A 24,359-nucleotide genomic window follows, 5' to 3' on the forward strand; every position below is an offset into this window, starting at 1 on the left:
GTTGACCGGTACTAATAGGCCGAGGGCTTGTCCTCAGTTGCTCGCGTCCACTGTGTTAGTTCTGAGACAACGAACAGTTGTCGGCTTTGAGCTGAACTCACAATTGAAGAGTGTGCTTGTTCGCTCGAAACCATTAGGGTTTCGGTGGTTATAGCGTAGGGGAAACGCCCGGTTACATTCCGAACCCGGAAGCTAAGCCTTACAGCGCCGATGGTACTGCAGGGGGGACCCTGTGGGAGAGTAGGACGCCGCCGAACAATTTTTGGGAAAACCCCCGCATCTTCGGATGCGGGGGTTTTCTGCGTTTAGGGTCCGGAAGCTAAGCCTTACAGCGCCGATGGTACTGCAGGGGGGACCCTGTGGGAGAGTAGGACGCCGCCGAACAATCTTTGGAAGGACCCTTGGTCCCAGCGTTCAGCTGGGACCAAGGGTCCTTTTTGTTTTTGCAGTGCGCGCTGGGCACCCGGCTGCGCGAGAATGACTTGCGGTACCGAAGACAGGAGTCACCATGTCCACCAACTCTCCCGACGACCGACCGGAGCGCGACCAGCAGCGACGGGAGGGGGACCGGAGCGACCGGAACGACCGCGGCGGTCAGCGCGGGGGCCGCGGAGACCGTGGAGGCTTCCGCCGTGACAACGACCGTGGCGGCAACGACCGTGGAGGGTACGGGCGTCGTGAAGGCGACCGCGGCGATCGTCCCGACCGGGGCGAGCGTCGGGACGACCGTGACCGTGGTGGCTTCCGGCGTGACGACAACCGTGGCGGTGGCTTCGGCCGGCGTGACGACCGTGACCGCGGGCCGCGCAGGGACGATCGTGACCGCGGTGGGTTCCGGCGCGACGACCGGGGGGAGCGTCCGCCCTTCCGCCGTGACGACCGTGACAACCGGGGGGAGCGTCCGCCCTTCCGGCGCGATGACCGTGACAACCGGGGGGAGCGTCCGCCCTTCCGGCGCGATGACCGTGACAACCGGGGCGAGCGTCCAAACGACCGCGACCGTGGCGGTTTCCGGCGTGACGACAACCGTGGCGGTGGCTTCGGCCGGCGTGACGACCGTGACCGCGGGCCGCGCGGGGACGATCGTGCCCGCGGTGGGTTCCGGCGCGACGACCGGGGGGAGCGTCCGCCCTTCCGCCGTGACGACCGTGACAACCGGGGGGAGCGCCCGCCCTTCCGGCGCGATGACCGTGACAAGCGTGGTGAGCGTCCGCCCTTCCGGCGCGACGACCGTGACAACCGGGGCGAGCGTCGAAACGACCGCGACCGTGGCGGCTTCCGGCGTGACGACAACCGTGGCGGGGGCGTCGGCCGGCGTGACGACCGTGACCGCGGGCCGCGCAGGGACGATCGTGACCGGGGTGGGTTCCGTCGCGACGACCGTGGTGAGCGTCCGCCCTTCCGGCGTGACGACCGTGACAACCGTGGTGAGCGTCCGCCCTTCCGGCGCGATGACCGTGACAACCGTGGTGAGCGTCCGCCCTTCCGGCGTGACGACCGTGACAACCGCGGTGAGCGTCCCGCCTTCCGCCGTGACGATCGGCGTGACGACCGCAGGGACGACCGGCGCGACGGCGACCGCGGTGGGTTCCCCCGCCGTGACGACCGGGACCGTGGCGGTTTCCGCCGCGACGACAACCGCGACCGTGGCTTCCGCGGCGACGACCGGGACCGTCCGCGCGACGGCGACCGCGGTGACCGCGGCGGCTTCCGCCGCGACGACCGCGGTGGTTTCCGGGGCCGTGACGAGCGCCGGGACGAGCGCCGCGGGGACGACCGCGGAGAGCGCGGCGGCTTCCGGCGCGACGACGGCGGCCGGGGCGGGCGTCCCGAGTTCCGTCGCGAGGACGGCCCCCGTGGCGAGCGCAGTGACTTCCGCCGGGACGACAACCGGGGCGACCGCGGTGACTTCCGCCGGGACGACAACCGCGGCGACCGCGGTGGTTTCCGGGGCCGTGACGACCGCGGCAGGGGCGGGCCCCGGCGGGACGACCGCGGTGACCGTGGCTTCCGGCGTGACGGCGATCGTGGTGGTTTCCGCGGCCGGGACGACCGGAGTGGCCCCGGCCGGTTCCGTGAGGACCGCGAGCGGGACCGGGAGCCGATCAAGCGGCTGCCGATCCCCGAGGACGTCACGGGTGACGAGATCGACAAGGACGTACGGCAGGAGCTGCAGAGCCTGCCCAAGACGCTCGCGGACGATGTCGCCAGGAACCTCGTGATGGTCGCGCGGCTCCTCGACGAGGACCCCGAGGGCGCCTACGGCTACTCCAGGGTCGCGCTGCGGCTGGCCTCGCGTGTCGCCGCCGTGCGGGAGGCCGCCGGTTTCGCCGCGTACGCCAGCCAGAAGTACAGCGAGGCGCTGGCCGAGTTCCGGGCCGCCAAGCGGATGACCGGAAACGTCGACCTGTGGCCCGTCATGGCCGACTGCGAGCGCGGGCTCGGCCGGCCGGAGAAGGCGCTGGACATGGCCGGGGCCCCCGAGGTGCACAAGCTCGACAAGGCCGGCCAGGTCGAGATGCGGCTCGTCGCGGCCGGTGCCCGGCGGGACATGGGGCAGCTGGACGCGGCCATCGTGACGCTGCAGAGCCCCGAGCTGGCTGCGAACTCCGTGCAGCCGTGGACCGCGCGCCTGCGGTACGCCTACGCCGACGCGCTGCTCGCCGCCGGGCGGGAGAGCGAGGCGCGGGAGTGGTTCGCGAAGGCCGTCGAGGCCGACCGTGACGGCAGCACCGACGCGTCGGACCGGCTCGCCGAGCTGGACGGCGTGGAGTTCGTCGACGCCATGGTCGAGGACGAGGACGACGAGGCTCCGGCCCCGCTGAAGGCGAACGAGGCCGCGGTCGAGAACGAGGCCGAGGCCGAGGCCGAGGTCGAGGTCGAGAGCGAGGTCGAGGTCGAGGTCGAGAGCGAGAACGACGTCGAGAGCGAGAACGACGTCAAGAGCGAGAACGACAAGGACTGACGTCCGTAGGGAAGGACTGATGTTCCTGGGGGAGGACTGACGTCCCTGGGAAAAGACTGACGTCCGTAGAAGAAGGGGCGGGACCCAGGCTGTGAGGCCTCGGGTTCCGCCCCTTCGTCGTGTCGGTGTGTCATGTCGTCGGCGTCGTGTCGGCGCCGGTTTCCGTCCTGTCAGAGGTCCAGCGCCCGCAGGACCAGGCCCGTCGCCGGTTTCGGGCCGAACGACGTCGACTTGCGGGGCATCGTCACGCCCTGGCGGGCCAGCTCGCGGACGACCTCCTCGCGGACCGGGTGCATCAGGACGGCCGTGCCGCCGTCGCGTTCCGCCTTCTCGACCGTCGCCGCCGTGTCGTGGATGTAGGCGATGTGAGCGGGGGAGTCCTCGGAGATGCGCCAGACATGTTCGAGGAGCGTGGCGTGCAGCACCGTCGCGTCCAGGGTGCGCCAGGCCGCGGGGCGGTCGGCGGGGATCGTACGGGCCAGCAGGTCCGGGTCCGGGTGGTCGACGAGGTGGAAGGCGCCGTCGCCGGCCAGCAGGAACGCGTTGCCGGCGCAGGCCGCGTCGGCCAGGGTGTCGAGGGCCTCGGGCAACGACACGTCGAGGCGGCGCACGCGGAAGCGGCCCTCCAGGGCGGCCACGGCGTCGGCGACCGGCAGGTCGTGCAGGAGGCGGTGGATGGCGCGGACCCGGAGGGGGTAGCGGGCCGTGTCGACGAGGAGGACCAGGCCGTGGTCCCACGGGCTGGGGGAGGGGTGCTCCGCGCGGAGGCGGCGGTAGGTCGCCCAGCGGTGGTGGCCGTCGGCGATCAGGGCCTGGTGCCGGCCGAGGTCCGTCTGGATCGTGGCCAGGTCCTCGGGGGCGGTGACCGACCACAGGCGGTGGCGAAAACCGTCCTCCGTGGTGGTGGCCAGGAGCGGCGGCAGGGTCGCGGTGCGCTCGATCAGATCGGCTGTGGAGGTCGTCGAGCCGTCGCCCCGGTAGGTGAGCAGGAGGGGTTCGAGGTTGGCCGAGGTGGCCCGCATGAGGGCCGCGCGGTCGGCGACGACGTGCGGCATGACGTCCTCGTGCGGCAGCACCAGCTGCTCGGCCGGATCCGACACGCGCAGGGCACCGATGATGCCGCGTTGCAGCATGCCGTCGCCGTCCTGCTGCTCGTAGACGTAGAGGCCCGGTTCCGGGTCGGTGGTCAGGACGCCCTCGGACAGCCAGCGGCGCAGGGTGTCGGCGGCCCGTTCGTTGCGGGCGCTGGGTGTGGCGGCCTGGGGGAGGATCAGACGGACGATGTTGTACGGGTCGGCGGACTCGAGGTGGTGCAGGCCGTCGGGGCGCACCACGACGTCGTACGGCGGAGATGTGACGGCGGCAAGGCTGCCGACCCGGTCGGGGTCGTAACGAAGGCCTCGGAACGGGGTGAGTTCCAGGCCTCGGTGCGCCGTTGCCTCCGAGTGACCTGCTGAGTTCATCCCGGCATCGTACGGCTGTCGGTGGCATGGGGGATGATCGGGGGAAAGCCGTCGAACGAGGAGCGATGCGGGATGAGCCGAAGCGTCAGGACGAGGCCCGAGGGCAGTGGGCAGGCCCTGAGCGAGGCGTACGACACGGCGCTGCTCGATCTGGACGGTGTGGTGTACGCGGGCGGGAGCGCGATCGCGCACGCGGTCGAGTCGCTCGCCACGGCCCGGGAGGGCGGGATGCGCCTGGCGTACGTGACGAACAACGCGCTGCGGACCCCCGACACCGTGGCCGGGCACCTGACGGAATTGGGGATACCCACGGACGCGGAGGACGTCATCACCTCGGCGCAGGCGGTCGCGCGGCTGATCAGCGAGCAGGTGCCGCAGGGTGCCCGGGTGCTGGTGATCGGCGGTGAGGGGCTGCGGGTCGCGCTGCGCGAGCGAGGGCTGGTGCCCGTGGAGTCGGCCGACGACGATCCGGCGGCGGTGGTGCAGGGGTTCGGCGGGCCCGATCTGCCGTGGGGCCGGTTCGCCGAGGCCTCCTACGCGGTGGCCCGGGGCGTGCCGTGGTTCGCGTCCAACACCGACCTGACGATTCCGAGCGGGCGCGGGATCGCGCCGGGCAACGGGGCCGCGGTGGAGGTCGTCCGGATCGCCACGGGTGCCGAGCCTCAGGTCGCGGGCAAGCCGTTGCCCCCGATGCACCGCGAGACCATCCTGCGGACCGGGGCGCAGCGGCCGTTGGTGGTCGGGGACCGGCTGGACACGGACATCGAGGGTGCGTTCAACGGGGAGGTCGACTCGCTGCTCGTCCTGACCGGTGTCACCGACGGGGCGCAGCTGCTGGCCGCGCCACCGCAGCACCGGCCGACGTATGTGGACGCCGATCTGCGCGGGATGCTCGCCGGTCAGCCGGAGGTCGTCGCCGCGGGCGAGGGCGGCTTCCGATGCGGTGGCTGGACGGCGACGGCCGGGGCGGACCGGCTGGAGCTCGACGGGGAGGGCGAGGCGCTGGACGGACTGCGCGCGCTGTGTGCCGTGGCGTGGACGGCGGCCGGTGAGGGCGTATGCGAGCTGGACGGGGGGAAGGCGCTGGCGCGGCTGGGCATCTGAGCGCCTGTCAGTGCCCGGGCGGGGTATCCGAGGCGAGGCGGGACGCCGAATCCTGCTCCAATGCGAGGGTAGGCTAACCTAACTGCGTGTTGGTCGAGAGTCCCCCCGAACAGCGCGCGGAGACCGCCCCCGCGCCCCCGACCCGACGGGCGGTTCGAGCCTTCGGGCTCCTCCTGTCCGTCGTGCTCCTCGTGCTCGTCGCGCTGGCGAGTATCGCGATCGGAGCGAAAGAGCTGTCCCTCGGGCAGGTCTGGCACGGCTTGTTCGAGGACTCGGGGACCTACGGCGATGTCGTCGTGGCGGAGCGGCTGTCGCGGACCCTGCTCGGGCTGCTCGCCGGTGCCGCGCTCGGTCTGGCCGGGGCGGTCCTGCAGGCCCTCACGCGCAACCCGCTGGCCGACCCCGGACTGCTCGGCATCAACGCCGGTGCCTCCGCCGCGGTCGTCACGGCCATCACGTACTTCGGGGTCACCTCGCTGACCGGCTACGTCTGGTTCGCGTTCTTCGGCGCCGCCGCGGTCGGGGCGCTGGTCTGGTTCCTCGGCGGGTCCCGGGGTGCGACGCCGGTGCGGCTCGCGCTCGCCGGCACGGCCGTCAGCGCCGCGCTGTACGGCTATCTCCAGGCCGTGATGATCATGGACGAGGCGGCGCTCGGCAAGATGCGCTTCTGGACGGTCGGTTCGCTGGCCTCGGCAACGAACTCGACCATCACGCAGGTCCTGCCGTTCCTGCTGACCGGCACGGTCCTGGCCCTGGCCCTGGCCCGGCCGCTCAACGCGATGGCCATGGGCGACGACACCGCGAAGGCCCTCGGCGCCAACCTCAACCGCACCCGGGCGCTGTCGATGCTGGCCGCGACCGTGCTGTGCGGGGCCGCGACCGCCGCCTGCGGTCCGATCGTGTTCGTCGGGCTGATGGTGCCGCACGTCGTGCGCTCCTTCACCGGACCCGACCTGCGCTGGATCCTGCCGTACGCGGCGATCCTGTCGCCCGTGCTGCTGCTCGGCGCCGATGTCATCGGACGCATCGTGGCCCGGCCCTCGGAGCTCCAGGTGGGCATCGTCACCGCGATCCTCGGCGGACCGGTGTTCATCTTTCTCGTACGACGGCGGAGGACGGCGCAGCTGTGAAGACCACCAACCGTGCCGTGCGGACCGGCGGGCTCTCGATACGCCTGGACGTGCGGGCCCTCACCGTCGTGCTCCTGCTGATCGTCGCGGCGCTCGTGGCGAGTGTCGTGCTCATCGGCACCGGCGACTTCCCGATCCCGGCCGCCGACGTGCTGCGGACGCTGGTCGGCGAGGGCAATCCGGGTCAGGAGTTCATCGTCAACGAGCTGCGGCTGCCGCGGGTCCTGGTCGGGCTGCTGGTCGGCGCCTCGCTGGGACTGGGCGGCGCGCTGTTCCAGGCCATCTCCCGCAACCCGCTGGGCAGTCCGGACGTGCTCGGCCTCGGGCAGGGAGCGACGGCCGGGGCGCTCGTGGTGATCGTGCTGACCTCGGGCAGCGCGGGCCAGGTCGCCGTCGGGGCGCTGGTCGGCGGCCTGGTGACCGGGCTCGCCATCTACCTGCTCGCCTGGAAGCGGGGCGTGCACGGCTATCGGCTGGTCCTGGTCGGCATCGGCGTCTCCGCGATCGTCACGGCGGTCAACGGCTACCTGCTGACCAAGTCCGACATCGTGGACGCCGCCCGCGCGGTCGTGTGGATGACCGGCTCCCTGGACGGCCGGGACTGGGACCAGGTGTGGCCGCTGCTCGCGCTGACCGCCGTGCTCGTGCCGCTCGTCCTGGTCAACGCGCGCGGGCTGCGGATGATGGAGATGGGCGACGACGTGTCGTACGCCCTCGGGGTGCGGGTCGAGCGCGTACGCCTGCTGCTCATGGTGGCGGCCGTGCTGCTCACCGCGTCCGCCACCGCAGCGGCCGGCCCCGTCAGCTTCGTGGCGCTCACCGCGCCGCAGCTGGCCCGGCACCTGACCCGCTCGCCCGGGCCGAACCTGCTGCCCTCGCTGTGCATGGGCGCCACCCTGCTGGTCGTGGCCGACTGGGTCTCGCAGCGGGCCTTCGGCGCCGAGCAGCTGCCCGTGGGCGTGGTCACCGGCGTGCTCGGCGGGGTCTACCTGCTCTGGCTGCTGGTCAGTGAGCGCCGGGCGGGCCGGATATGAGGGCGGGCATGCGCGCCGAGAGCAGTACCAGCAGCGGACTGAACAACCAAGGGAGCACCGTGAACCGCCTGTCCGCCGAGAACGTCACCCTCGCCTACGACCAGCGGGTCATCGCCGAGCAGCTGTCGGTGGAGATACCCGACCAGTCGTTCACGGTGATCGTCGGTCCCAACGCCTGCGGCAAGTCGACGCTGCTGCGGGCGCTGTCGCGGATGCTCAAGCCGAGTGCGGGCCGGGTGCTGCTGGACGGGAACGTCATCCAGTCGATGCCGGCCAAGAAGGTCGCGCGGACCCTCGGTCTGCTGCCCCAGTCGTCCGTGGCGCCCGACGGCATCACCGTCGCCGACCTGGTCGGCCGCGGCCGCTACCCGCACCAGGGCATCCTGCGTCAGTGGTCCACCGAGGACGAGCGGGTCGTCAAGGAGTCCATGCGGCAGACCGGCGTCGCCGAGCTCGGCGACCGCTACGTCGACGAACTCTCGGGCGGCCAGTGTCAGCGCGTGTGGATCGCCATGGCCCTCGCCCAGCAGACGCCGTTGCTGCTGCTCGACGAGCCGACGACGTTCCTGGACATTCAGCACCAGATCGATGTCCTGGACCTGTGCGCGGAGCTGCACGAGGAGCAGGGGCGCACGCTCGTCGCCGTGCTGCACGACCTGAACCACGCCGCCCGGTACGCCACCCACCTCATCGCGCTGCGCGAGGGCCGGGTCATCGCCGAGGGCGCGCCGAAGGACATCGTCACGGCCGAGCTGGTCGAGGAGGTATTCGGGCTGCGCTGCCAGGTCATCGACGACCCGGAGACGGGCACACCGCTGGTCGTGCCGGCGGCCCGCAAGGCCCGCGTTCCGAGCACGGCCGGGCAGGGGACGGCCCGGAAGGCCGCGGCTACAGAAGCTTCCTGAGCTGGAGCAGGTCACGCACACCGGCGTGCAGCTTCACCCGGCCCGAGCCCCAGGCCTTGGCGAAGTGCAGCTCGCCGCCGACCAGGGCCACCAGGTCGTCGCCGGTCATGGCGAGTCTGATCTCGGCCTTGGCGGGCGGGGGCCCCTGCACGGTGTCGTGCACCTCGATCCGCCCGCCGCGCATCCGGCCGGTGAAGGTGACGTCGAGGTCCGTGATGTGGCAGCTCACCGAGCGGTCCAGGGCCGCGGCGTCGCGGACGTCCCCTTCGGCGCGCTGCATGTTGTCCGAGAGCTTGTCGAGTGCGCTGCGGCACTCCTCGATCGTGGCCATCGCGGTCGACGGTACCGCAGCGGTTCGCGGTAGCGTCGGGGCATGGACGACGCAGTTCCCGAGCTCCCGCCGGCGGCGGAGGAAGAGCCGGCGTACGACCCCGCCGGCCCCGCTCCCCTGAACGTGCCCCGCACGCCCACCGGTGCCGCCGAGGTGGACGCCGCCCTGGGCCGGCTCGGCGACGCGGACCACCTCGCCACGGACGGGCATCTCGAGGTGTACGAGGATGTACACCGGGGGCTGCGCGACGCGCTCACCGCGCTCGACGTACGCCCGGGACCTCCGGTTCCCGCCCGTCACCCGACCACCCCTCAACGAGACCCTTCGGGTCGCCCCCTCTGATCGCCGCACGCACCTAGGAGCTGAACCGAACGTGGCAGGAGTCGCACGTCGCCGTCTGGACGCGGAGCTGGTCCGCCGGAAACTCGCGCGCTCGCGTGAGCACGCCGCGCAGCTGATCGCCGCGGGGCGGGTCTCCGTCGGCAAAACCGTCGCGACCAAACCCGCCACACAGGTGGAGACCGCGGCCGCGATCCTGGTGGCCCAGGACGACAGCGACCCCGACTACGTCTCGCGCGGCGGTCACAAGCTGGCCGGCGCGCTCGCGGTGTTCGGGCCGCAGGGGCTGGCCGTCGAGGGGCGCTGGGCGCTCGACGCGGGCGCGTCCACCGGCGGTTTCACCGACGTCCTGCTCCGGGCGGGCGCCGCCCATGTCGTCGCCGTGGACGTCGGATACGGACAACTCGCGTGGTCCCTCCAGAAGGATGAACGCGTCACCGTCAAGGACCGTACGAACGTACGCGAGTTGACGCTTGAAGCGATCGATGGGGAGCCAGTGGATCTTGTCGTGGGGGATTTGTCCTTCATCCCGCTCGGGCTGGTCCTGCCCGCCCTGGTGCGGTGCGTGAAACCGGATGCCGACCTGGTGATGATGGTCAAACCGCAGTTCGAGGTCGGTAAGGAGCGCCTCGGCAGCGGGGGAGTGGTACGCAGCACCCAGCTGCGGGCCGAAGCGGTACGGGGGGTGGCCGAGAAGGCCTGGGGGCTGGGGCTCGGGGTGAAGGGCGTGACGGCCAGTCCGCTGCCCGGGCCGTCGGGCAATGTCGAATACTTTCTGTGGCTGCGGTCCGGGGCACCGGCACTGGACCCGGCCGAGGCAGACCGTGCAGTGGCGGAGGGGCCGCGTTGACCGAGAACCGAGCTCGTACTGTTTTCCTGCTGGCCCACACGGGCCGGCCCGCGGCCGTGCGCAGTGCCGAGCTCGTCGTGAAGGGGCTGCTGCGCTCCGGTCTCGGTGTGCGCGTCCTGGAGGCCGAGGCGCGCGACCTGCCGCTGCCGTCGGAGGTGGAGCTGGTCAGGGAGGCCACTCCGCAGTGCCTCGACGGGTGTGAGCTGCTGATCGTGCTGGGCGGCGACGGCACGCTGCTGCGTGGTGCCGAGTTCGCCCGGGCCTCGGGTGTGCCGATGCTCGGCGTCAACCTCGGGCGGGTCGGGTTCCTCGCGGAGGCCGAGCGGGACGACCTCGACAAGGTCGTCGACCGGGTGGTGACCAAGGCGTACGAGGTCGAGGAGCGGATGACCGTCGACGTCGTGGTGCATCAGAACGGCGACATCGTGCACACGGACTGGGCGCTGAACGAGGCGGCCGTGCAGAAGGTGTCCGCCGAGCGGATGCTGGAGATCGTCCTGGAGATCGACGGACGGCCGGTCACGGGCTTCGGCTGCGACGGGATCGTCTGTGCCACGCCCACGGGGTCGACGGCGTACGCCTTCTCGGCGGGCGGGCCGGTGGTGTGGCCGGAGGTCGAGGCGCTGCTCATGGTGCCGATCTCCGCGCACGCGCTGTTTGCGAAGCCGCTCGTGACGTCGCCGGATTCTGTGTTGGCTGTGGAGGTTCTGCCCCACATTCCGCCCGGGGTGCTGTGGTGCGACGGGCGGCGGACGGTGGAATTGCCCGCCGGGGCGCGGGTGGAGGTGCGGCGCGGGGCCGTGCCGGTGCGGCTGGCCCGGCTGCATCACGCGTCCTTCACGGACCGGCTGGTGGCCAAGTTCGCGCTGCCTGTTTCCGGGTGGCGGGGGGCTCCTCACTAGCGTTTTGTGGGGATGGTTTCGCTTCGTCGGCGGGTGCGGGGAGTCTGTGGCTTGTCGCGCAGTTCCCCGCGCCCCTGAAAAACAGGGCGTCGCCACTCTCGTGGGTGACAAGGGCAGGCCAGTCGCAATCCCTGGCCCGGACCTCGTAAGGTCGTGTCCGTGTTGGAGGAGATGCGGATACGGTCGCTGGGCGTGATCGACGACGCCGTCGTCGAGCTGTCGCCCGGGTTCACCGCGGTCACCGGTGAGACGGGTGCGGGCAAGACCATGGTGGTCACCAGCCTGGGGTTGCTGCTGGGCGGGCGGGCCGACCCCGCGCTCGTGCGGATCGGGGCCGGCAAGGCCGTCGTGGAGGGGCGGATCACCGTTGCCCGCGACGCCACGGCCGCGGTGCGCGCCGAGGAGGCCGGGGCCGAGCTGGACGACGGGGCCCTGCTGATCAGCCGCACCGTCTCCGCCGAGGGGCGCTCGCGGGCGCACCTGGGCGGGCGCAGCGTGCCCGTGGGCGTGCTCGCCGAGCTCGCCGACGAGCTGGTGGCCGTGCACGGGCAGACCGACCAGCAGGGGCTGCTCAAGCTGTCCCGGCAGCGGCAGGCGCTCGACCGGTACGCGGGCGACGCGGTCGCCGGGCCGCTGGCCAAGTACGGCGAGGCGTACAAGCGGCTGCGGGCCGTGGCCACCGAGCTCGACGAGATCACCACCCGGGCGCGGGAACGGGCCCAGGAGGCCGACCTGCTGCGCTTCGGGCTCGACGAGATCGCCGCCGTCGAGCCCCGGGCCGGTGAGGACGTGGAGCTGGCCGAGGAGGCCGAGCGGCTCGGGCACGCCGAAGCGCTGGCATCCGCCGCGGCGGCCGCGCACGCCGCCCTCGCGGGCAACCCGGAGGATCCGGAGGGCATCGACGCCGGAACCCTCGTCGCGGGCGCCCAGCGGGCCCTGGACGCCGTACGGTCGCACGACTCGGCGCTGGCCGCGCTCGCCGACCGCGTCGGGGAGATCGGGATCCTGCTGCGCGACGCGGCGGGCGACCTGGCGGGGTACGCCGACGACCTGGACGCCGATCCGCTGCGGCTCGCGGCCGTCGAGGAGCGGCGGGCCGCGCTCACCGGGCTGACCCGGAAGTACGGCGAGGACATCGCCACCGTGCTGGCCTGGGCCGAGCAGAGCGCCGCGCGGCTCACCGAACTCGACGGCGACGACGAGCGGATCGGGGAGCTGACGGCCGAGCGGGACGCGCTGCGGTCGGAACTGGGCGGGCTGGCGCAGGCGTTGACGGACGCCCGGACGGAGGCCGCCGAGCGGTTCGCCGCCGCCGTGACCGCCGAGCTGGCCTCGCTCGCCATGCCGCACGCGCGCGTGTCCTTCGACATCCGGCAGACCGAGGACCCCGACGGCGTCGAGGTCGGCGGCCGTCCGGTCGCCTACGGCCCCGCGGGCGCCGACGAGGTGGAGCTGCTGCTGGCCCCGCACCCGGGCGCCCCGCCCCGGCCGATCGCCAAGGGCGCGTCCGGCGGCGAGCTGTCGCGGGTGATGCTGGCCGTGGAGGTCGTGTTCGCGGGGACGGACCCCGTGCCGACGTACCTCTTCGACGAGGTCGACGCCGGGGTCGGCGGCAAGGCGGCGGTCGAGATCGGCCGGCGGCTCGCGCGGCTGGCGAAGACCGCGCAGGTCGTGGTCGTGACGCATCTGCCGCAGGTGGCCGCCTTCGCCGACCGGCAGTTGCTGGTCGAGAAGACCAACGACGGGTCCGTGACCCGCTCCGGCGTCAAGGTCCTCGAGGGCGAGGAACGGGTCCGGGAGCTGTCCCGCATGCTCGCCGGCCAGGAGGACTCCGAGACGGCCCGGGCGCACGCGGAGGAGCTGCTCGCGGCGGCCAGGGCGGACGCTTAGGCCATGTCGTTGGGATCATGTCGGCGGCGCGGGGCCCTGACCGGGAGCGGCGCCACCGGCGGTGGTGCGGCCAAGGCCGGGCGGGTCGCCCGATTTCACTCGTGTGGGTGACCCGGCCCGGCGCACACCCCCGTTGCCGCGCCCCCGCTGTCGCGTAGTGGGGGCTCCGGCGTTCCCGGAACCCCCGTACGTCCTGGCATCCTTGGCGGAGTACGCGTGCGAAACCGCGTCGTGACCGCCCGACCCGAACCAGGAGCCCGGCCACGTGACCCCCGTGAGCAGCCACTCACCGCACGGCCAATTGCCGCTGCGCACCGTGCAGGTGCTGGGCGGAGGCAATGCCGCCAGCAGTGCGCATGTGCGCTCGCTGGCCGCGGGGCTCGTCGCGCGGGGCGTGAAAGTCACGGTGTGCGCCCCTTACGAGGCCGATCGCGCCTATGACTTCAGCGGAGCCGGTGCCGATCACGTGCACGTGCCGCGCAGCAGCGACCCGGTGTCGGTGGCGGCCCTGCGCGCGGCCTGCGCCCACGCCGATCTGGTGCACGCGCATGGCCTGCACGCCTCCTTCCGTGCCGTCCTCGCCCTCAGCGGGCGGCGCGTGCGCACACCGCTGGTGGTGACGTGGCACGACCGGGCGCACGCCGACGGGGCCCGTGCCCACATGCTGCGGGTGCTGGAGCGCAGGGTCGTGAAGGCGGCCACCGTCGTGCTGGGCACGACCTCGCCGCTCGTGGACCGGGCCCGGCTCACCGGCGCGCGGGACGCCCGGCTCGCGGCCGTCGCACTGCCCGGTCCCCGCAGCCCCCGCGAGCCCGACGACCCCGACCGGCTGCGGCCCAAGGTGCGAGCCGAACTCGGCGCCATCGGCAGGCCGTTGCTGATGGCCGTCGGCTCCCTGGAACGGCACCGAGGGTACGACGTGCTGCTGGACGCCGCGCGCGCCTGGCGCCGGCTCGATCCCGTGCCGCTGGTCGTGATCGCCGGGGAGGGGCCGCTGCGCGGTGAACTCCAGAGCCGGATCGAGGAGGAGGGGCTGCCGGTCCGGCTCATCGGGCGGCGCGAGGACATCACCGACCTGCTCGCCGCCGCCGACCTCGCCCTGCTGCCGAGCCGCTGGGAGGCACGCTCCGTCCTCGCCCAGGAGGCCCTCCACGCGCGCGTGCCGCTCGTCGCGACGGAGGTCGGCGGCATCCCCGAACTCGTCGGCGACGCGGCCGAACTCGTCCCGTACGGCGACGCCAAGGCCCTCGCCGACGCCGTCGTACGGCTGCTCGACGACCCGGCGCGCCGGGAACTGCTGACGGCCAGGGGCGCCCGGCAGGCCGCCACCTGGCCCACCGAGGACGAGACGGTCGCCCAGGTGCTGAGCGTGTACGACGAGCTGACGCAGCCCCGCCCCCTCGCGTAGAGCGCTACGGGACGTGCCTGCGGGCCCGCAGGGCCAGGCTCAGGGCCAGGACCGTCTGCGGGTCGTCGAGGTCCGTGCCGAGCAACTCCCCGATGCGGGCCAGGCGGTTGTACAGGGTCTGCCGGTTCAGGTGCAGCTCCCGGGCCGTCTCCGCCTTGCGTCCCGCGTGGGCCAGGTAGGTCGTCAACGTGGGCAGCAGCGGCGGCCGGGATCGGCGGTCGTGTTCCAGCAGCGGGCCGAGGGCGCGGTCGACGAAGGCCGCCAGGTCCGGATGGTCGCGCAGCCGCCACAGCAGCAAGTCGATGTCGAGCCGGCGGGCGTCGTACCAGGGCCGGTCCGCGAGCCCCTGGGCCGCCGTGGCCGTCTCGGCCGCGTGCCGCAGGCCCGCTGCCGCCGCCGGCCAGCCGCCGGCCGTCCCCACGACCACCACGGGAGGCTGCCCGCCCGGCCGCGGTATCCCGGCCCGGCCCACACCCGCCCGCAGCGCCGCCGCGACCCGGTCCGCGACCGCCGCCCGCTCCGACTCCGCGCGCAGCCCGAGCAGCACCAGCACGCGGCCCTCCAGCGGCCGCACGCCGAGCAGCACCGGCACGCCCACCGAGGCCAGCTCCTCCGAGATCGCCCGGGCCGGCACGGCCCAGCCTCCCCCGCCCGGGGACAGGGCTTCCCCGAGCCGCATGACCACCGGCAGCAGCGGCCCCTCGCCCGGCCGGAAGCCCAGCACGCGGGCCTGAGCCGGGGCGTCCTCGGCCGTCACCCGGCCCTCGGCGAGGTCGGTGAGGAAGTCGCCCCGCCCGCGCGCCGCCAGCTCTTCCTCCTGGCGCGCCTGCATCAGCACCACGGCCAGGATGCCCGCGGCCCGTTCGGCCGCCATCCGGTGCACCGGCGCCGGCGCGGTGCGCACCGGCAGCAGGACGAGACGCGCCCGGACGCCCCCGCTGCCGGGCCCGCCGCCCGGCACGTCCACCAGCACCGACCCCGCGAGCGGCGGCTCGTCCTTGTGCTGGCCGCGCAGCCCCTCCCACACCTGGAGCGGGTCCGCGCCCTCGGGACCGGACCCGGCGGCGTACAGCAACTGCCCGTCCGCCGTCTCCAGGAACACGGGGTTGCCGGCGAAGTCGGCCAGGATGCCGAGGACCTGCGGCACGCCGCCACCGCCCAGCACGGCCTGCGTGCAGCGCCGGTGCACCTCCTCGGCCCGCTGCAGCAGGGCGTAGTGGCCGTTGACGATCTCGGTGTGCACCTCCTCCGTGACCGTGACGAACGCCACCTCGCGGTGCAGCTGGACCAGCGGCAGCCCGGCCGCGCGCGCCGTGTCGACGAGGGCGGCGGGCAGCCGGGTGAAGCGCGGGCCGAGCTCCACGACCAGGGCCGCGATGCCGCGCTCGGCCAGGGTGCGTACGAACGCCCGCTGTTCGGCGGGCCGGGTGCCGAGACCGTAGCCCGTGGTCAGCAGCAGCTCTCCGCCCTTGAGCAGCGAGGCGATGTGCGGCACCTCGCCCGCGTGCACCCAGCGCACGGTCCGCCCGAGCCGCTCGGCGCCCGCCAGTACCTCCGGCAGCCCGCTGCGCAGCCCCGGCAGCTCCAGCGCCCGCCGCACGGTGATCCCGGCGCCCTGGGTGTCGTGCGCGCTGTCCGTCCCGCTGTCCATGTGCCGGACGCTACCCGCGCGGGTGCCTCGCGGACATCTCCGGAGGGGCAGCGGGACGATCAGCGACCGGATCCCGTCGTGGAGCGCCCCGGATTACGGGGTGATCGGCCGGGTAGGGCGCCGTCATGGACATGAGCGTGGTGGCGGTGGGGCGGGAGGACGACAGTCCGGTCGAGGAGCCCTTGCGGGTCGCGGTGCTCGCCGACCGGCTCGGGTACCGGGAGGTGTGGGCGGGCGAGGGGCCCACGTGGGACTCGTTCGTCCTGGCCGCGGCGATCGGCGCGGCCACCGAGCAGGTCGCGCTGACCGCCGGGCCCGTGCCGGTGTCGGTGCGGGACCCGCTCACGATCGTGCGGGGCGCCGCCTCGACCGCGGCCGTCACCGGCCGGCCCGTCGGGGTGGCCCTGGGCACTTCCAGCAAGCGCGTCGTCCAGGGTGTGCACGGCCGACCGCGCACCCGGCCCGCCGCCGCCCTCGCGGAGTCGGCGGCCGCCGTGCGGACGCTGATGCACAGCGTGCCCGGCGAGCCGATCGTGCCCGGCAGCGGCTTACTCCGCCGGCTCCCGCCGCCCGGAGGCACGGTCACCGTCGCCGCGTTCGGGGAGCGGACGGTGGCCGCGGCCGTCGCGCACGCCGACCGGATGCTGCTCGACCTCGTCTCGCCCGGGCAGGTCCGCATGCTGCGGGCCAGGATGCTCGCCGCCGCCGAGAAGGCGGGCCGTACACCGCCGCGGCTGGCCGCCTGGCTGCCCGCCGCCGTCGACCCGGAGCCGGAGTCGCTCACGCAGGTCCTGCGCAGCGTCGTGGGCTACCTCGCCGTGCCGGGCTACAGCGACATGTTCGTCGACGCGGGGTTCGCCCCCGTCGTCGAGCTGGCCGCCAAGGGCGCCGACCCGGACACCCTGCTGTGGGCCCTGCCGCCCGAGGCCGCCGGCACCGTCGCCCTGGTCGGCGACCCGGACACCGTCCGCGCCCGCATCGCCGCCTACGCCGAGGCCGGACTCGACGAGATCGCCCTCGTCCCGGCCACGGCCGGCGACCCCGCGGGGGAGCGCACGCTCACGGCCCTCAGGCCCGAGTGACACCCCGGTGCCACTCGGCCCTCAGACCGTGGTGGCACTCCGGCTGAACGCTGGGCCCTCAGATCGCGGTGACACGCCTGCTGCACACCCGGCCCTCAGGCCCCGGTGGCACTCCGGGTGCACGCTCGCGGCCCTTCGAGCAGCAGTGACGCCCCCCGAGGCACCCCCCGAGGCAGCCGCCCCGCTCAGCCGCCGTACGCGCCCGAAGCGGTCAGGCGCAGTGCCGTGTCGATCAGCGGCACGTGGCTGAACGCCTGCGGGAAGTTGCCCACCTGGCGCTGCAGGCGCGGGTCCCACTCCTCGGCCAGCAGACCGAGGTCGTTGCGCAGCGACAGCAGCTTCTCGAACAGCTTGCGGGCCTCGTCCACGCGGCCGATCATCGCCAGATCGTCGGCCATCCAGAACGAGCAGGCCAGGAAGGCTCCTTCGTCGCCGGGCAGGCCGTCGACGTTCTCGTCGCCGCTGGTGGTCGGGTAGCGCAGGATGAAGCCGTCCGACGTGGACAGCTCACGCTGGATCGCCTCGATCGTGCCGATGACCCGCTTGTCGTCCGGCGGCAGGAAGCCCATCTGCGGGATCAGCAGCAGGGAGGCGTCCAGCTCCTTCGAGCCGTACGACTGCGTGAAGGTGTTGCGCTCCTTGTCGTAGCCCCGCTCGCACACGTCCCGGTGGATGTCGTCGCGCAGCTCCCGCCAGCGCTCCAGCGGGCCGTCCGCGTCGCCCGACTCGATCAGCTTGATCGTGCGGTCGACCGCGACCCAGGCCATCACCTTGGAGTGCACGAAGTGGCGGCGCGGGCCGCGCACCTCCCAGATGCCTTCGTCCGGGTTCTGCCAGTGGTCCTCCAGGTAGCGGATCAGCTTCAGCTGGAGCAGGGAGGCGTAGTCGTTGCGGGCGAGGCCCGTCATGTGGGCCAGGTGCAGGGCCTCGGTGACCTCGCCGTAGACGTCCAGCTGGAGCTGGTGGGCCGCGCCGTTGCCGACCCGGACCGGGGTGGAGTTCTCGTAGCCCGGCAGCCAGTCCAGCTCCGCCTCACCGAGCTCGCGCTCACCGGCGATGCCGTACATGATCTGCAGGTTCTCCGGGTCGCCGGCCACCGCGCGCAGCAGCCACTCGCGCCATGCGCGGGCCTCCTCGCGGTATCCGGTGCGCAGCAGCGAGGACAGGGTGATCGCCGCGTCGCGCAGCCAGGTGTAGCGGTAGTCCCAGTTGCGGACGCCGCCGATGTCCTCCGGCAGGGAGGTGGTCGGCGCGGCGACGATGCCGCCGGTCGGGGCGTACGTCAGGGCCTTCAGCGTGATCAGGGAGCGGACCACGGCCTCCCGGTAGGGCCCGTGGTACGTGCAGTGGTCGACCCACTCGCGCCAGAAGTCCTCCGTCGCCTCCAGCGACTGCTCCGGCTCGGGCAGCGGCGGCGGCTCCTTGTGCGAGGGCTGCCAGGAGATCGTGAACGCGATCCGGTCACCCGGCGCGACCGTGAAGTCCGCGTACGTCGTCAGCGACTTGCCGTAGGTCTCCGCGGATGTGTCGAACCACACGGAGTCGGGACCCGCGACGGCCACCGTGCGCCCCTCGTGCTTGTGCACCCACGGCACCACCCGTCCGTAGGAGAACCGCATCCTGAGCGCCGAGCGCATCGGCACCCGGCCGGAGACGCCCTCCACGATCCGGATCAGCTGCGGGGCACCGTCACGCGGCGGCATGAAGTCGGTCACCCGGACCGTGCCCCGCTGGGTGTCCCACTCGGACTCCAGGATCAGCGAGTCGCCCCGGTAGCTGCGCCGCGCGGCGGTGGGGGGCTCCTGGTCGGAGGCGTAGGCGGGCCCGAGCCGCCAGAAGCCGTGCTCCTCGTTGCCCAGCAGGCCGGCGAAGATGGCGTGCGAGTCGAAGCGGGGCAGGCACAGCCAGTCGACTGTGCCGTCCCGGCAGACCAGGGCAGCGGTCTGCATGTCTCCGATGAGTGCGTAGTCTTCGATGCGCCCGGCCACGTGCAACTCCAGTCGAACGGCCACGTCACCCCACGAGGGGGCTGTCGCTAGTGCGGTCAAGGGGAATTTCTGCAGGTCTTGCAATGCGTCATTGAGCGATGAAGCAAAACAGGTCGCTCAGCCGTGATGCAAAGCGCCAATTGTTGCTCAACGAACTGACGAGCTCACGTTGTTCCGGTGGTTACGGGCGGGGGGTGGTGCCGTGGGGCCGGACGGGCTCGGCAGCGAGTGTCCGAGCAGGATACGACGCACGCAGATGATCCGGGTGCCCGTCCAGGCAAGGTGGGTACGCCGAACGAGTGAGCAACGGGTGAGGGACCCGTGACGGTGGTCGCCTCCGTGTCGGGATGTGTGCGGAGCGTGGCCGGAAGCCATCGCCTCGCGGCGCTGATACGCTGGTAGCCCGTGGACCGGTGGGCCCCTGCCCGGCAGGAAACCCCCGAACCGCAGCGACGGCACCCCGGAGATCTCCGGCGGGCAGCCGCACTCGCACCCCCAGACCGCGACCACGGGAGCCCCGTCTTGGCCATGCCGCCCGCCGCATTTCGTAATTCGACGACCAAGCACATCTTCGTCACCGGGGGTGTCGCCTCCTCGCTCGGCAAGGGCCTGACGGCCTCCAGCCTCGGCATGCTGCTCAAGGCCCGCGGTCTGCGTGTCGTGATGCAGAAGCTCGACCCGTATCTGAACGTGGACCCGGGCACGATGAACCCCTTCCAGCACGGTGAGGTGTTCGTCACCAACGACGGCGCCGAGACCGACCTGGACATCGGCCACTACGAGCGTTTCCTCGACCGCGACCTCGACGGCTCCGCGAACGTCACCACCGGCCAGGTCTACAACACCGTGATCGCCAAGGAGCGGCGCGGTGAGTACCTGGGCGACACCGTGCAGGTCATCCCGCACATCACCAACGAGATCAAGCACCGCATCCGCCGCATGGCGACGGACGAGGTCGACGTCGTGATCACCGAGGTCGGCGGCACGGTCGGCGACATCGAGTCGCTGCCGTTCCTGGAGACCGTCCGCCAGGTCCGTCACGAGGTCGGCCGGGACAACGTCTTCGTCGTCCATATCTCGCTCCTGCCGTACATCGGCCCCTCGGGTGAGCTGAAGACGAAGCCCACCCAGCACTCGGTTGCGGCCCTGCGCAACATCGGTATCCAGCCGGACGCGATCGTGCTGCGCTGCGACCGCGAGGTGCCCACCGCGATCAAGCGGAAGATCTCGCTGATGTGCGACGTCGACGAGGCCGCCGTCGTGGCCTGCCCCGACGCCCGCTCGATCTACGACATCCCGAAGACCGTGCACGGCGAGGGCCTGGACGCCTATGTGGTCCGCAAGCTGGACCTGCCGTTCCGCGACGTCGACTGGACGACCTGGGACGACCTGCTCGACCGCGTCCACAACCCCGACCACGAGATCACCCTCGCGCTGGTCGGCAAGTACATCGACCTGCCCGACGCCTACCTGTCGGTCACCGAGGCGCTGCGCGCCGGCGGTTTCGCCAACCGGGCCCGCGTGAAGATCAAGTGGGTCACCTCCGACGACTGCAAGACCCCGGCCGGTGCCGCCCAGCAGCTCGGCGACGTCGACGGCATCTGCATCCCCGGCGGCTTCGGCGACCGCGGTGTGCTCGGCAAGGTCGGTGCGATCAAGTACGCCCGCGAGAACAAGATCCCGCTGCTCGGCCTCTGTCTCGGCCTGCAGTGCATCGTGATCGAGGCCGCGCGCAACCTGGCCGACATCACCGACGCCAACTCCACCGAGTTCGACCCGGCCACCGGCCACCCCGTCATCTCCACGATGGCCGAGCAGCTCGACATCGTCGCCGGTGAGGGTGACATGGGCGGCACCATGCGGCTCGGCATGTACCCGGCGAAGCTGGCCGAGGGGTCGATCGTGCGCGAGGTGTACGACGACAAGGAGTACGTCGAGGAGCGGCACCGGCACCGCTACGAGGTGAACAACGCGTACCGCGCCGAGCTGGAGAAGAAGACGGGCATCCAGTTCTCCGGCACCTCCCCGGACGGCAAGCTCGTCGAGTACGTCGAGTACCCGCGCGACGTCCACCCGTACCTGGTCGCGACGCAGGCCCACCCGGAGCTGCGCTCCCGGCCGACGCGTCCGCACCCGCTGTTCGCCGGGCTCGTCAAGGCCTCGGTCGAGCGGAAGACTTCGAAGTAACACACCAGTTGTACGGTGGCCGGGGTGCATCCCTTCAAAGGGTGTGCACCCCGGTTTCGTTTCAGCAGGTCGTGTGGCACGTGGAAGGACAGGCATGACGATCAAGGACACCCCGCAGGAGTGGGAGATCCGGGCGACGGCGACCCCCTTCACGGGCAACAAGACCTCCGTCCGCACCGACGACGTGGTCATGCCCGACGGCACCGTGGTCGGCCGTGACTACCAGGTCCACCCCGGCTCCGTGGCCGTCCTCGCCCTCGACGAGGCCGACCGTGTGCTGGTGCTGCGCCAGTACCGGCACCCCGTGCGCCACAAGCTGTGGGAGATCCCGGCCGGCCTGCTCGACGTGCCCGGCGAGAACCCGCTGCACGCCGCGCAGCGCGAGCTGTACGAGGAGGCCCACGTCAAGGCCGAGGACTGGCGGGTGCTGACCGACGTCTACACCACGCCCGGCGGCTGCGACGAGGCCGTCCGGATCTTCCTCGCGCGGGACCTGTCCGAGGCCGAGGGGGAGCGCTTCGCGGTTGCGGAGGAAGAGGCCGACATGGAACTCGACCGGGTGCCGGTCGAGGACCTCGTGCGGGGTGTGCTGGCCGGTGAGCTCCACAACAACTGCCTCGCCGTGGGCGTGCTGTCTCTGGTCGCCGCGCGGACCGGTGATGGGCTGGACGCCCTGCGTCCGGCCCAGGCGCCGTGGCCGGCCCGCCCGTTCGAGGCGTAGCGCTCCGCTGGGGGTGCCGGGACGGGTGGGGTGCCGCAGAGGTCGTCGGGTCGGGTGCGGCCGTCGTCGTGGCTGGACGCGCCGTTCTCCGCGCCCCTGTCGGACGGGGTCGTCGGTCGGGTGCGGCCGTCGTCGTGGCTGTTCGCCCCGTTCCCCTCGCCTCCTTTCAGGGGCGATCGTGACGTCCTCAGTCCTACGATCTGCTGATCCGATCGGGGGAAGTGGCCGTCCCCCCGCCGTGCTCCACCCGGACCGTTGCAGAGCGTGAACTAGGCTCTGGGGCACGCCCGAACCGGAGTCCCGGCGGGCTTGCGTGTGCGGTGGGACGGGAGTGTGGCCCGTGACGGATCAGGTCGTGGAGACAGGCGACGTGCGGCCGGCCGGGTCCGCTGCCGGGGCGAGCGAGTTCCTCGGCCGCACACGGGAGTTGAAGGAACTGCGCGCCGACATCGAGCGCGCCGGACTGGACACCCTGGCCGGACGCAAGGCACCCCGCGCACGCGTGCTGCTCATCGCCGGCCGGCCCGGCTCGGGCCGCACCGCACTCGCCGAGGAACTCGTCCGGCAGGTCGCTGACCGTTACCCCGACGGAGTCCTGCGCGCCCGCCTCACCGACCCCGACGGCACCCCCGTACCCGTCGGACGAGTTGCCCGGGACCTCCTCACCGCCCTGGACGAGCAGGCTCCCGCCGGGGCCTGCGAGGACGACCTCACCGACGCCCTGCGCACCGCCCTGGCCGACCGCCGCACCCTGCTGCTGCTGGACGACGCGGCCGACGCCGAGCAGGTCGACGCCCTGCTGCCCGACACCCCCGACTGCCTCGTCGTCGCGGTCTCCGAGGGCCCGCTGACCGGCATCTCCGACGTCCGCCCCTGCACCCTGGGCGGCCTCGACGCCAAGTCCGGAGTGGAACTGCTGACCCGGCACACCGGCTCGGTCCGCATCACCGTCGATCCCCGGGCCGCCGAGGGCCTCGCCGAGGAGTGCCAGGGGCAGCCCGCCGCACTGATGCTGGCGGGCGGCTGGCTCGCGGCCCGACCCAAGGCCGCCGTCTCCGACCTGGCCAAGCAGCTGCGCGCCGACGACTCCGAGGGCACCGCCCTGACCCGGGTCCTCCGGTTCGCCCATGCCGCCCTGACCACGACCGCCGCCCGGATGCTGCGGCTGCTCGCCCTCGCCCCGGCCGGCCTCGTCGACCCGCAGACCGCCTCCGCGCTCGTCGGCTGCTCGGTCGACAGCGCCCGCAGCACCCTCGAGGACTTCGTCGCCCTGGGCTTCCTGCACGCGGTGGACTCCCCGCTGCCGCAGTACGAGGTGCCCGGCTGTCTGCACCCGCAGCTGCGGATCCTCGCCGAGCACCACGAACGCCCGGCCGATCTCCAGCTGGCCCGCGCCCGCATGCTGGAGCGCACCGTCCGGCTGCTCCAGGCCTGCCGGGCGATCACCGAGACCGACAGCCCGCAGGCCCGCCAGAAACTCCTCGACATGCCACGCGCGCTGCGCTTCCCCACTCCGCGGGCGGCCGCCGACTGGCTCCGACTGACCCGGCCCGCCCTGCTGGCCTCGGCCCGGCTCGCGGTCGCCGACGGGGAGCTGGACACCCTGGCCCGACGGCTGATGTCCCAACTGGTCCGGGCGATGGCGGCGCACATCGGCACCCGGGCCGCCGCCCCCGACCTCTACGAGATCCACGACATGGTCCTCGATGTCGCCGAGCGCCGGAACCTGTCCCGCGAGCGGGCCGCCGCCTTGCTGAACCTCGGCGACCTGGACGCCCGCACCGGCCGCACGACCGACGCCCTGACGCGCTACCGGGCCGCGCTGGACGCCGGGCGTGAGGTGAACGACCCGTACGCGACCGGCCGCGCGATGGAATCCGTAGGCGGCGCGCACCAGGAGCTCGGCGACTTCGACCGGGCCGCCGACTGGTTCGGCCGTGCCCTGGTCGAACGGCTCGCCCGGGGTGAGCGCGCCGAGGCCGCCCGGCTCTACGGGCGCATCGCCGCCGCCCACACGCTCGCCGGCCGCTACGGCGAGGCCCTGCGGAACTGGCGCGCGGCGATCGCCGGTCACCGCAAGAACGGCGACGTGGCCGCCCAGGCGCGGGCCCTGAGCGAGCTGGCACGGGTCCAGGAGTACGCGGGCCGCCCCGAGGAGTCGCTGCGCACCTGCCGGGAGGCCGTCGAGTGGGCGCGCCGCGCCGAGGACCCGCGGCTGCAGGCGGCCCTGCACCTGCGGGTCGCCGACGCCCTCGAACGCCTGGGCGATCCCGCGTCGGCGGGGCTGCACCGGGGCGCCGCCGAGGGGCTTCTCGGCGACTCAAACCTTCAAAATGACCCTGACGCCTGCGAAATCCGTACCGCATCAGCTGAAGATTGATGCAATGAAAGGCTAGACAGCGAGAACAC

18 protein-coding genes, 1 rRNA gene and 1 pseudogene are annotated in these 24,359 nt (G+C 72.8%); 16 read left to right on the forward strand and 4 right to left on the reverse strand.

Going from position 1 to position 24,359, the window contains the following annotated elements; translation table 11 throughout:
- The first annotated feature begins 140 nt into the window (after nt 1–140).
- The 3 genes and pseudogenes from rrf to FDO69_RS04875 all read left to right on the forward strand — a co-directional run bounded on the left by rrf (nt 141) and on the right by FDO69_RS04875 (nt 2,965).
- A 5S ribosomal RNA gene (gene rrf / locus FDO69_RS04860) occupies nt 141–257 on the forward strand.
- Between the two features lie 281 nt (nt 258–538).
- Nucleotides 539–1,333 (forward strand): annotated as a pseudogene (locus tag FDO69_RS43225) (tetratricopeptide repeat protein); the annotation flags it as partial.
- A gap of 780 nt (nt 1,334–2,113) precedes the next feature.
- Nucleotides 2,114–2,965 (forward strand): tetratricopeptide repeat protein, encoded by an 852-nt coding sequence (locus tag FDO69_RS04875; RefSeq protein WP_170320850.1) that lies wholly within the window; start codon nt 2,114–2,116, stop codon nt 2,963–2,965.
- Between the two features lie 170 nt (nt 2,966–3,135).
- Here the strand turns inward: FDO69_RS04875 and FDO69_RS04880 are convergent, their stop codons facing one another.
- A complete protein-coding gene (locus FDO69_RS04880; RefSeq protein ID WP_104778512.1) occupies nt 3,136–4,428 on the reverse strand; it encodes a DUF1015 domain-containing protein in 1,293 nt (430 codons plus the stop codon).
- 72 nt (nt 4,429–4,500) lie between these two features.
- Between FDO69_RS04880 and FDO69_RS04885 the strand changes: the two genes are divergently transcribed.
- The 4 genes from FDO69_RS04885 to FDO69_RS04900 all read left to right on the forward strand — a co-directional run bounded on the left by FDO69_RS04885 (nt 4,501) and on the right by FDO69_RS04900 (nt 8,601).
- Nucleotides 4,501–5,532 carry an HAD hydrolase-like protein gene (locus FDO69_RS04885; RefSeq protein ID WP_104778513.1) on the forward strand — a complete coding sequence of 344 codons (1,032 nt, stop codon included), beginning with the start codon at nt 4,501–4,503 and terminating at the stop codon, nt 5,530–5,532.
- 86 nt (nt 5,533–5,618) lie between these two features.
- Complete coding sequence (locus FDO69_RS04890) at nt 5,619–6,662, forward strand: FecCD family ABC transporter permease (RefSeq protein ID WP_104778514.1); 1,044 nt, start codon at nt 5,619–5,621, stop codon at nt 6,660–6,662.
- Entirely contained in the window at nt 6,659–7,696 is a 1,038-nt protein-coding gene (locus FDO69_RS04895) for a FecCD family ABC transporter permease (protein ID WP_104778515.1), read from the forward strand. The genes FDO69_RS04890 and FDO69_RS04895 overlap by 4 nt, the downstream gene beginning before the upstream one ends.
- Before the next feature lie 8 nt (nt 7,697–7,704).
- Entirely contained in the window at nt 7,705–8,601 is an 897-nt protein-coding gene (locus FDO69_RS04900) for an ABC transporter ATP-binding protein (RefSeq protein WP_104778516.1), read from the forward strand.
- Here FDO69_RS04900 and FDO69_RS04905 read toward each other — a convergent pair.
- A complete protein-coding gene (locus FDO69_RS04905; RefSeq protein ID WP_104778517.1) occupies nt 8,585–8,932 on the reverse strand; it encodes an SCP2 sterol-binding domain-containing protein in 348 nt (115 codons plus the stop codon). The two genes, FDO69_RS04900 and FDO69_RS04905, sit on opposite strands and share 17 nt — an antisense overlap.
- Nucleotides 8,933–8,974: 42 nt before the next feature.
- Between FDO69_RS04905 and FDO69_RS04910 the strand changes: the two genes are divergently transcribed.
- The 5 genes from FDO69_RS04910 to FDO69_RS04930 all read left to right on the forward strand — a co-directional run bounded on the left by FDO69_RS04910 (nt 8,975) and on the right by FDO69_RS04930 (nt 14,321).
- Nucleotides 8,975–9,274: a hypothetical protein gene (locus FDO69_RS04910; RefSeq protein WP_104778518.1), complete on the forward strand. Its 300-nt coding sequence runs from the start codon at nt 8,975–8,977 to the stop codon at nt 9,272–9,274.
- A 31-nt stretch (nt 9,275–9,305) separates the two neighbouring features.
- Complete coding sequence (locus FDO69_RS04915; RefSeq protein ID WP_104778519.1) at nt 9,306–10,121, forward strand: TlyA family RNA methyltransferase; 816 nt, start codon at nt 9,306–9,308, stop codon at nt 10,119–10,121.
- Complete coding sequence (locus FDO69_RS04920) at nt 10,118–11,023, forward strand: NAD kinase (RefSeq protein ID WP_104778520.1); 906 nt, start codon at nt 10,118–10,120, stop codon at nt 11,021–11,023. The genes FDO69_RS04915 and FDO69_RS04920 overlap by 4 nt, the downstream gene beginning before the upstream one ends.
- Nucleotides 11,024–11,194: 171 nt before the next feature.
- A complete protein-coding gene (gene recN, locus FDO69_RS04925) occupies nt 11,195–12,913 on the forward strand; it encodes a DNA repair protein RecN (protein ID WP_104778521.1) in 1,719 nt (572 codons plus the stop codon).
- Nucleotides 12,914–13,178: 265 nt separating this feature from the next.
- Nucleotides 13,179–14,321, forward strand: a complete 1,143-nt coding sequence (locus FDO69_RS04930; protein WP_104778522.1) for a glycosyltransferase family 4 protein — start codon at nt 13,179–13,181, stop codon at nt 14,319–14,321.
- A 4-nt stretch (nt 14,322–14,325) separates the two neighbouring features.
- Here the strand turns inward: FDO69_RS04930 and FDO69_RS04935 are convergent, their stop codons facing one another.
- A complete protein-coding gene (locus tag FDO69_RS04935) occupies nt 14,326–15,972 on the reverse strand; it encodes a PucR family transcriptional regulator (protein ID WP_104778523.1) in 1,647 nt (548 codons plus the stop codon).
- A gap of 125 nt (nt 15,973–16,097) precedes the next feature.
- Here FDO69_RS04935 and FDO69_RS04940 point away from each other — a divergent pair, with 125 nt between their 5' ends.
- Entirely contained in the window at nt 16,098–17,054 is a 957-nt protein-coding gene (locus FDO69_RS04940; protein ID WP_104778524.1) for an LLM class F420-dependent oxidoreductase, read from the forward strand.
- A 185-nt stretch (nt 17,055–17,239) separates the two neighbouring features.
- Here the strand turns inward: FDO69_RS04940 and FDO69_RS04945 are convergent, their stop codons facing one another.
- Nucleotides 17,240–19,042 (reverse strand): glycoside hydrolase family 15 protein, encoded by a 1,803-nt coding sequence (locus tag FDO69_RS04945; protein WP_104778525.1) that lies wholly within the window; start codon nt 19,040–19,042, stop codon nt 17,240–17,242.
- 528 nt (nt 19,043–19,570) lie between these two features.
- On the opposite strand from FDO69_RS04945, the gene FDO69_RS04955 reads away from it, so the two are divergent.
- From FDO69_RS04955 to FDO69_RS04965, 3 genes are all read left to right on the forward strand, one after another.
- Nucleotides 19,571–21,229: a CTP synthase gene (locus FDO69_RS04955; RefSeq protein WP_104778526.1), complete on the forward strand. Its 1,659-nt coding sequence runs from the start codon at nt 19,571–19,573 to the stop codon at nt 21,227–21,229.
- A 94-nt stretch (nt 21,230–21,323) separates the two neighbouring features.
- Complete coding sequence (locus tag FDO69_RS04960; RefSeq protein ID WP_104778527.1) at nt 21,324–21,950, forward strand: NUDIX domain-containing protein; 627 nt, start codon at nt 21,324–21,326, stop codon at nt 21,948–21,950.
- A 340-nt stretch (nt 21,951–22,290) separates the two neighbouring features.
- Entirely contained in the window at nt 22,291–24,330 is a 2,040-nt protein-coding gene (locus FDO69_RS04965) for a tetratricopeptide repeat protein (RefSeq protein WP_104778528.1), read from the forward strand.
- Nucleotides 24,331–24,359: the final 29 nt, after the last annotated feature.

The sequence above is a fragment of the Streptomyces tibetensis genome (assembly GCF_007655005.1).
GTDB lineage: Bacteria > Actinomycetota > Actinomycetes > Streptomycetales > Streptomycetaceae > Streptomyces > Streptomyces tibetensis.

Bases quoted from the DNA above. Each gene is read 5' to 3' on its own strand.
- FDO69_RS04935 (WP_104778523.1), bottom strand. From the start codon at position 15,972: ATGGACAGCGGGACGGACAGCGCGCACGACACCCAGGGCGCCGGGATC.
- FDO69_RS04940 (WP_104778524.1), top strand. From the start codon at position 16,098: ATGGACATGAGCGTGGTGGCGGTGGGGCGGGAGGACGACAGTCCGGTC.
- FDO69_RS04955 (WP_104778526.1), top strand. From the start codon at position 19,571: ATGCCGCCCGCCGCATTTCGTAATTCGACGACCAAGCACATCTTCGTC.
- recN (WP_104778521.1), top strand. From the start codon at position 11,195: ATGCGGATACGGTCGCTGGGCGTGATCGACGACGCCGTCGTCGAGCTG.
- FDO69_RS04960 (WP_104778527.1), top strand. From the start codon at position 21,324: ATGACGATCAAGGACACCCCGCAGGAGTGGGAGATCCGGGCGACGGCG.
- FDO69_RS04885 (WP_104778513.1), top strand. From the start codon at position 4,501: ATGAGCCGAAGCGTCAGGACGAGGCCCGAGGGCAGTGGGCAGGCCCTG.
- FDO69_RS04880 (WP_104778512.1), bottom strand. From the start codon at position 4,428: ATGAACTCAGCAGGTCACTCGGAGGCAACGGCGCACCGAGGCCTGGAA.
- FDO69_RS04910 (WP_104778518.1), top strand. From the start codon at position 8,975: ATGGACGACGCAGTTCCCGAGCTCCCGCCGGCGGCGGAGGAAGAGCCG.
- FDO69_RS04905 (WP_104778517.1), bottom strand. From the start codon at position 8,932: ATGGCCACGATCGAGGAGTGCCGCAGCGCACTCGACAAGCTCTCGGAC.
- FDO69_RS04900 (WP_104778516.1), top strand. From the start codon at position 7,705: ATGCGCGCCGAGAGCAGTACCAGCAGCGGACTGAACAACCAAGGGAGC.